Origin of the sequence: Trichococcus sp., assembly GCF_049589555.1 — a bacterium.
In the GTDB taxonomy this organism is placed as follows: Bacteria; Bacillota; Bacilli; order Lactobacillales; family Aerococcaceae; genus Trichococcus.
Genome location: NZ_JBAWAZ010000238.1, coordinates 1 through 7,827, shown reverse-complemented (window position 1 = coordinate 7,827; position 7,827 = coordinate 1). Strand labels below are relative to the sequence as shown.

8 protein-coding genes and 2 pseudogenes are annotated in these 7,827 nt (G+C 41.0%); 5 read left to right on the top strand and 5 right to left on the bottom strand.

Annotated elements, in window-relative coordinates; genetic code table 11:
- The first annotated feature begins 132 nt into the window (after positions 1-132).
- The 4 genes and pseudogenes from WBV27_RS08895 (at position 133) to WBV27_RS08880 (ending at position 3,136) form a co-directional block, all read left to right on the top strand.
- Positions 133-1,002, top strand: a complete 870-nt coding sequence (locus WBV27_RS08895; protein ID WP_424201308.1) for a hypothetical protein — start codon at positions 133-135, stop codon at positions 1,000-1,002.
- 95 nt (positions 1,003-1,097) lie between these two features.
- Positions 1,098-2,263, top strand: a protein-coding gene (locus WBV27_RS08890) for an IS3 family transposase (RefSeq protein ID WP_424201306.1) whose coding sequence is annotated in 2 segments (ribosomal slippage) — positions 1,098-1,374 and positions 1,374-2,263 — 1,167 coding nt in all. Because the reading frame shifts where the segments join, the coding sequence is not laid out codon by codon here.
- Between the two features lie 75 nt (positions 2,264-2,338).
- Positions 2,339-2,674: pseudogene (locus WBV27_RS08885) on the top strand (EamA family transporter); the annotation flags it as partial.
- 6 nt (positions 2,675-2,680) lie between these two features.
- On the top strand, positions 2,681-3,136 hold the full coding sequence (locus tag WBV27_RS08880) for a DMT family transporter (RefSeq protein WP_424201309.1): 456 nt from the start codon (positions 2,681-2,683) through the stop codon (positions 3,134-3,136).
- A gap of 121 nt (positions 3,137-3,257) precedes the next feature.
- On the opposite strand, the gene map is transcribed toward WBV27_RS08880, so the two are convergent.
- The 5 genes from map to WBV27_RS08855 all read right to left on the bottom strand — a co-directional run bounded on the left by map (position 3,258) and on the right by WBV27_RS08855 (position 6,035).
- Positions 3,258-4,001, bottom strand: coding sequence for a type I methionyl aminopeptidase (gene map, locus WBV27_RS08875; RefSeq protein WP_424201304.1), 744 nt, complete (start codon positions 3,999-4,001; stop codon positions 3,258-3,260).
- 126 nt (positions 4,002-4,127) lie between these two features.
- The gene (locus tag WBV27_RS08870) at positions 4,128-4,928 is read right to left on the bottom strand and encodes a hypothetical protein (RefSeq protein WP_424201302.1); all 801 of its coding nucleotides are present in this window, start codon (positions 4,926-4,928) and stop codon (positions 4,128-4,130) included.
- Between the two features lie 58 nt (positions 4,929-4,986).
- Positions 4,987-5,370, bottom strand: a complete 384-nt coding sequence (locus tag WBV27_RS08865) for a hypothetical protein (protein WP_424201300.1) — start codon at positions 5,368-5,370, stop codon at positions 4,987-4,989.
- Positions 5,371-5,408: 38 nt separating this feature from the next.
- Positions 5,409-5,801, bottom strand: a complete 393-nt coding sequence (locus WBV27_RS08860; RefSeq protein ID WP_424201298.1) for a DUF3021 family protein — start codon at positions 5,799-5,801, stop codon at positions 5,409-5,411.
- Between the two features lie 30 nt (positions 5,802-5,831).
- Positions 5,832-6,035, bottom strand: coding sequence for a hypothetical protein (locus tag WBV27_RS08855; protein ID WP_424201297.1), 204 nt, complete (start codon positions 6,033-6,035; stop codon positions 5,832-5,834).
- A 1,530-nt stretch (positions 6,036-7,565) separates the two neighbouring features.
- Here WBV27_RS08855 and WBV27_RS08850 point away from each other — a divergent pair.
- A pseudogene (locus WBV27_RS08850) lies at positions 7,566-7,827 on the top strand (excinuclease ABC subunit A); the annotation flags it as partial.

The following is a 7,827-nucleotide window of genomic DNA, read 5'->3' as shown; positions in this document are numbered from 1 at the left end:
TAGCAATGCCTCCTAAATAATATTGTTATAAGGAGTATATTTTTACATGGGCGATTAACGGAAAAATGACACGAACAAGAAACTTTTGTTGCAAAGATGAGACGTTTTATAGTGCTGATAAAAGGAGTTCTTATGGAAATTTATGAAGCAGTCGCAACTCTTAGAAAAGATAAGAATATAAAAATTGAAGAAGCGATTGGCAACAGTATGTCCAGAGCCAGCTTTAATCGTTATATTAACGGGAAAACTGATTTGTATACCTCGCATTTTTTGGAACTATTGGAAAAATTACATGTAAGCTTGGAAGAAATTGAATTTATGTGTAATGGGTATACAGATAACGTTGAAAAACAATTAATGAAAGAATTGAAGCATGCGTTTGAAGATCAGAATATTCATGAGCTTACTTTTATACTGCAGCATTGCCGGAACGAATACACCATCGACAAAAATGTATTACATAATCATTTGGCTTCACTGACAGAGATCCTGCTGGCAAGGCTTGAACATAAAAATATAGATCTTAAAGAGAATGAATTATATAAATACCTAGTCAAAACGGAAACATGGACGCGTTACGAACTTGTCATGTTCAATAATTCTATGTTCTATTTTGATGCCGAAGCTTTAAAACAAATATTGCCAAAAGCAATCAACAAGTTAGCTTACTATAAAGAAATAAATCCTTATGCAAACGAAGGATTCAGGCTACTGATAAACGCCATCATTGCATTCATCAGTAAAAATGAAATTCATCAGGCGCTAATATATATTCGTATATTGGAAAAACATCCATTGAATGAAGATCAAGCTTATGAAGCCCTCTTACAAAAATTTTTGATTGGGGTCAAACTCATTTTGATTGATGACTCCAAGGGTGATGAAGTAGTTAAGGATTGTATCCAGGCCATGCAATTCTTAAATATGGAAAAGATGGCAAGTATGTCTACTGGACTCATAGAACATATTTTAGAAAACAAACAAAAAAATCAGCCGCAGTGATTAAACACTTAGACTAACATAATTAAATGGGACAATATAAAACACCTTCGAAATGGTACACTTACCACAAGTACTAAAATCGGAGGTGTTTTTGCGTGGGCAAAAACGTATATTCAAGTGAGACGAAATGGGCCGTTGTGAAAGACAAAATGAGTGGCCAACTGACAACGAAAGAAATTATGGAGAAGCATGGGATCAAAAATAAGTCACAGATTGCGACATGGATGAGGTGGTACCGAGCAAATGAAATCCATCGGTTCGATCAGCCCATTGGCAAGCAATATTCGTTTGGGCATGGACCGGAATTTGCAAGTGAAGACGAGAAGAAAGAACGCCAAAATGCTCATTTGAAAATGGAGAATGAAATCTTAAAAAAGTATTTGGAGATGAAAAAGGAGTTGAAAAAGAACTAGTTCTGCAATTGGTAGAAAAATACCGGAAAAAGTATACGGTGACGGCTATTTTGTCCGCATTGGACGTGGCTCGCTCCACTTATTACCGGTGGCTGGCCGAAGGCCTCATAAGCGTGGTGACGGAAGTGGAGGAAGCGATTATCGCGTTGTGTAAGAAAACGAAGTATCGTTTTGGGCACCGGAAAATCAAGAAGTTATTGAAGGCGGAGTACAAACTGGACCGGCACCGCAATACGGTTCAAACGATTATGCAAAAGTATCATTTACAATGTCGGATCAAACCGAAACGGAAATGGAAATCACAAGGTGAATCTGTCATAATAGCGCCAAATCTTCTGCAGCGCAATTTCGCGGCTTCTGCGCCGAATCAAAAATGGGTGACGGATATCACGTATATCCAGTACGGAAGTTCGACAATGTACCTGTCGACGGTTATGGACCTGTTCAATAATGAAATTGTCGCGTACAAGATGTACGACCACCAGCAGACGCCGCTGGTCATCGATACCTTGAAAGAGGCGCTAGAGATGCGTGGGAACCCGGAGGGTGTAATCCTCCACTCAGATCAAGGGAGTGTGTATACCTCGTATGCGTACCAGGAGTTGGTCAAGAGGAGCCACCTGGCTAGCAGTATGTCGCGGCGTGGAAACTGTTGGGATAATGCGGTCATCGAATCTTTCCATTCCACTATCAAATCGGAGGAATTCCAGTACGTTAAATTCAATTCTATGCAGAATATTCATGTCGTGGAAAAGGTTGATGAATACATCCGTTATTACAACGAAGACCGGATTCTAGAAAAATTAGGCTACCTGACGCCCAAAGAATTCGGGGCTCAAGCAGCCTAAAGATGGTGTTTTATATGTGTCTCAAATCGCTATGTCAGTCTATTTGTTACAGTTCTTCTGTAGGCATCGGCATTCGTTCTCACAAAAATCGCGCTGGCTTACTATACGGCAGAAGCGATAGGCATTCTTCGTTATGTGATTGCTTCGCTGTTATTTATAGCAATCGGAATTTTTTACAAAATTGGATTTCCGGAAAAAAAGGATTTCCCTAAATTCCTGCTGGCCGGCACTTTAGGTTTTGCGCTGTACATGATCACCTTTAACCAAGCATCCAAATCACTGACAGCAGCAACGGGCAGTGTTGTCATTGCATCAGCACCTATCCTGACAGCTCTGTTCGCCCGGATTATTTTCAAGGAAAAGATCAGTCTCTTGGGGTGGATGGCAATCATCATAGAGTTTATCGGGATTCTGGTTTTGACATTATGGAACGGCATCCTTTCGGTCAACGCAGGCGTTTTCTGGATGTTTGGTGCAGCTGTCTGCATCAGCGGCTATAATCTTCTGCAACGTTCTTTGCTGAAAAATTATTCTGCCTTACAATCAACTGCTTATAGCGTTTTGGCTGGAACCCTGTTTCTGCTGTGGTATTTACCGGATGCGACAGTACAATTCGGCAATGCCCCACTTCAGCAGTTGTTGGTCATGATTTTTCTGGGCGTATTCCCAAGTGCGCTTGCGTACATGTTGTGGGCAAAAGCACTGATGATTGCGCAAAAAACCAGCGATGTAACGAATTATATGTTTGTTACCCCTTTGTTGGCTGCTTTGATGGGCTTCCTCATAATGGGAGAGATCCCTACATTGGCAACATGTATAGGTGGGTCTATGATTTTTGCAGGCTTGTTGTTGTTCAAAAAAGCCAATACATGATTACCTGATGTCACAGATAGCTGAAATGGTATGCAAAAAAGCACAGAAATCAATCTGTGCTTTTTCTGATGCAAGTGTTTGTCATTGTCCCGCAAACGCGCCTATTGGAGTTTCAAAGCTCTCAAAGCGTAGTAACGATCGGACCTTCCTTCGTCACAATGATCGTATGCTCGTATTGGGCTACCATGCTTTCTTCTGTAAAGAAGGTCCAGTCGTCATCTTCAACTTGGAAAACTTCCTCTTCGAATGTGGAAATAAAGGGCTCGAAGGCGATGACCATGCCCTCTTTCAGAATCTCATCATCCCAGCGCGAGTAGTAATTGAAAATATGATCGGGTGCTTCATGGATCGCGCGACCAACACCGTGTCCGGTAAGATTTTTGATGACAGTCAAACCATGGCGTTTCGCCACGTTGTGTACCGCTTTTCCGAGGTTGCTTGTTTTCGCGCCCGGTTTAACCTTCGCAAGTCCCGCGTCGAACGCTTCTTTCGCAACGTCACATAATTTCTGCAGAACGACATTGCCCTTTCCAACCACAAAGGAAATGCCGGTATCCGCAAAATAGCCGTTTTTGGAACCCGAAACATCGATATTCACAAGGTCCCCTTCCTCAATGATCCGATCGCTCGGAATCCCGTGTGCTACTTCTTCATTTACGCTGATGCACGTATACCCAGGAAAATTATATTCCCCTTTTGGTGCAGATTGCGCTTCGGCTTTTTCAAAAAGCTCCGCCGCAATATCATCGAGTTCTTTTGTGGTGATCCCGGGTTTCGTGGCTTGGACCATTTCATCGCGGATCGCTCCACAAATTCCGCCAATTTCTCTTAATCCGTTAAAATCTTCTTCTGTCTTTGCAATCATTTTGTATCCTCACTTTTTAAATCATTCTATGGTTATCGTTCCAGTTAGATTTTATCACAAACGGAACAGGTTTTTCTTCAACGATATCGCATGTTTATGGAATGTTAATTATTTCCCCGGATTCCCTTACTCTGCGATCTGAGGCAGCAGGTCTTCTGTATCGCTCAAATTATATTCCGTCAGAGAGAAACTGGTGATCAAGGTGTTGGACTCCCCATCTGGAGGCACCACGGTAGATTCGTAGTGGACGGCCGTCAGGAAATCTTCCTCATTGATTTCATAGGTGATGGTGACGTCTTGAAAGTTGGTCTCCTCTATTTCTTGAAGACGGGTTTCCATTTCCTCGATGACCAGCGCTTCTTCGTTGTTCTGTTTCAATTCGTCGATATTTTGCTGGAACTCTTTCACGTTCCTGGCTTTTATCCTATCGGCATAGGCATCGCTCATGGTGAGCTTATATTCCTTACTGCTTCCTTTATCCTCAACTTGGCTCTCCGCAATCTCCGCTTCCACTACCTCACTCTCAAAGAGCGAGCGCAATAGCTCTTGCAAAGCAAATCCAGTTGAAGAAACCTCCACCCATTGCGTTTCCGCTTGGCCGGGCACACTGATTTTCTGATACTGCTTTCCGCCTATCTGAGCTATTTCCGTAGTATTTGCTCCCTCGAAGGAAGTCTTCTGATACCAGTCATAATCAGACTCCGCTGTTTTCACAAAGACCCCTTCCGAGCTTTGGTCGAATGGCTCCGCTTCACTATCCATGGAGTAGCGTGTCTCAAACCGGGCATTGTCGAGTTCCGCATTCTTCTGAGCCGCATTCCCAATCTCCACCACGACACTCGTGGTGGAAGTGGAACCGCCACACCCACTCAACAACAGAATACTTGAAAGGAAAAATATTGTTGTTACCATTGGATTTTTCATCATTTCCCAACACCATCCTATTTGTTTAGAATATGCAATAAAAATTAGAAGCTTTAGTGGGTTATTTCTTTTTGAATGGTACAAATTTTTTCATAATCAATTTTGAAAAGAAAAATCCTATAGCCAAAGATCCGAATAGTAACAGCAGAGAAGGAAGTAACTTGTTGAGTCCCTCGCCATAGAAGTAATCATGAAAAATCCGCATCCCTACGAATACTGTCGCGGCAGAAATGATACTGCCGACCACGTAATAGATGGCCGTATTCAAGGAGCCGCTCCTATGATGCACTTGCTCATCGGCATTGTTCATGCTCCCTCCTGAATGAGTGAGGTTCGGGCCATCAAACTTATTGTTTGCACCCTGCCCGATATTGACTCTGGAATAAATGGAACTGTCCACATTGCTTTTGTCATCGTACTTTTTCTGATTGTCTCGCGTACTCATCCATTCACCTACTTTCTTTCAAATACAAAGGTTCAGTTTTAGAGATCCGTTTGCTTCAAATTCATAAGGCTGTTGCGTACTTTGGAAATAATAGCTGTCGTTACAAAGAGAATAACGCCAACCTTATTGAACAGCAGAAACACATGGAAAATAGCTCCAAAAGAGCCGGTCTTATAATAACCACTCAGCAACAGCAATGGAAAAACCGTAACCAGCATCGTCAAGTAATGAACCATAATCTGCTTTCGGAAGTTCCACTGTTTTAGCTCGTATAGGATGCTTGCCAGTCCCAAAAACAAGGCCATAAATCCATAAAAGAGAAAAGCCTTCGCATCGCCTTCTCTCCCCTGAAAATCAGTCCATGCATACATTGACAACATAACAGCAAAGGGAAGAGTTCCTCTGATCAATCCTTTTAAGAAAAGCTTCATTTTGATCTCCTTTCGCAAGTACCTCTTAAATCAATTCACTATTATGAAAAATATCGGAATCCAAAATAGCGTCGTTATGATGCTAGCACCAATCAAAGCTACCAAAACTAACCGTGTTTGCTGCACATTTTGTGTTGCTTTGACTTTTTTATAAAGAAAAAAGAGCAGTCCGACTATGGCCAATAAAAAGAAACCATAAATCAAAAAGCCTCCTGGTTGATTAGTGGCTGACATAATGGTTCATCTCCTCTTGTATCATTTTTGATTTTGAGTATTCCATGTTCCCATACCGCTTTCAAGCTTGCTTTTGACAAAAAGCAGCAAAACCAGAACCATCAGATCAAAGGGACGCTTGGGTATTGGACTGCTTCAATTAATGAAGTACAAGCTAACACGTATGCAAAAAGGTTGTATTTCTTGGCATTCATAACGCGCCTTCTCTCTCATAGAATATAAATATGTTTTTCAAAATAATTTATGTATGATACGATTGTAACAAATAATTTATTATTTCTATAGTGGGACCTTCAGAAAAACTGCATAGGAGCTCTCATTGGGAACTAGTTTCCCCATGTTAAGCAAAAATGAACACACCGACTTGTCCTTCTGGAGAAATAATGGTAGTAAATTTTGAGATTCCTTCTGGTTTTCTTGATGAGAACGCTATAAAGGAATTTGGGGAAATGGACAGAATAATTGCTTTGGTCCAGGCGGATGGCTACATAAATAATATAGAAAAAAGTAACTACTATTCTTTCGGTGAAAGTGTGGAATATAAGACTTACTAGTATAATGTGCTTTTGTTTTTTTATAACGTTATAATGGTATTAACAAAAAAATGATAAAACGAAAATGGATGGGTAGGCTTTTATAGTAGTACTGGATAGACTGCTGCCGAAAGAGCTGTAGCAACAAGATATATAAAACTTTATAAAAAGAGAGATTTGAGGGTTAAACATCATGAATTCTTATAAGAAATTTTATCAGAACCATCCGTATCTTAATGTCCTAATAAGTTTGTCTATAGCAAGTCTGATAGGAATTGCTATAGAATATATCATTAATAGAGATTTCATTGGTTCTGGATTCTATACAACATTGTTTTTAATGGTACTTGCGTTGTTAAGAGTTAGACGTGAACGGAAGAATCTTAATTCAAAAGAAAACTCTGAATATGAGACAGAAGATGAAATAGGTAAATAAGGAAAGCAAGAACAATATAAAACTGTATTAGTTCCTTAATTGACAATAGGAGAGGGTGTTAAATTATGCAATTCCCCCGAGATAAACGAAGTCGTGGTGTCATAAAGTATCTTCAAAAGAATAAGTACCTTCTTGTCATATTCATTTACTGCGTTGTAGCTGCATTATTTTCTTCCCGACTCATTTTTGAGTACGGCGAAAGTAAGTTTTATACAGCCTTCTTCTTGGGTGGCTTCCTGCTACTAGTTCTCCTTAAAGTCGCTTCTTTGGTAACCTCGTCTGAAAACGAAAAGTAAAGTGAGGATTCCGTTTAGAGGGGCGAAACGGAATGAAGGAATTAAAGATTATAAAGACTATCCTTGGCACAATTGGATTTTATGGCGTTCGAGTGCCGGACCTATACTTTTTCTGACTGAGCAGCACTCTTCTCTTCATCCATCACCCCATGCCGCCAATTTTTGGCGGCATTTTTGTCATTTCCAAAAATATTTCCCCCTGTTCGCTTTACAAAAGCAAACATACGTTCGTATAATGGAGACATAGAGATTGGAGACGATTTTTATGTACGAAACGGAATTGGTTTTTGATTATACGAAGGAGCCCAGTCGCGACATTCTTTGCATCGACTGCAAATCCTTCTATGCGAGCGTGGAATGCGTGCGGCGCGGGCTGCATCCGCTCGAAACAAAGTTGGTGGTCATGAGCTATCCCTCAGCCGATCCGAAAGAACGCGGCAGTGGATTGATTTTGGCCTCTTCTCCCGCTGCCAAAAAGGCTTACGGGATATCGAACATCAGTCGGGCCAGGGACTTGCCCTTCCCTT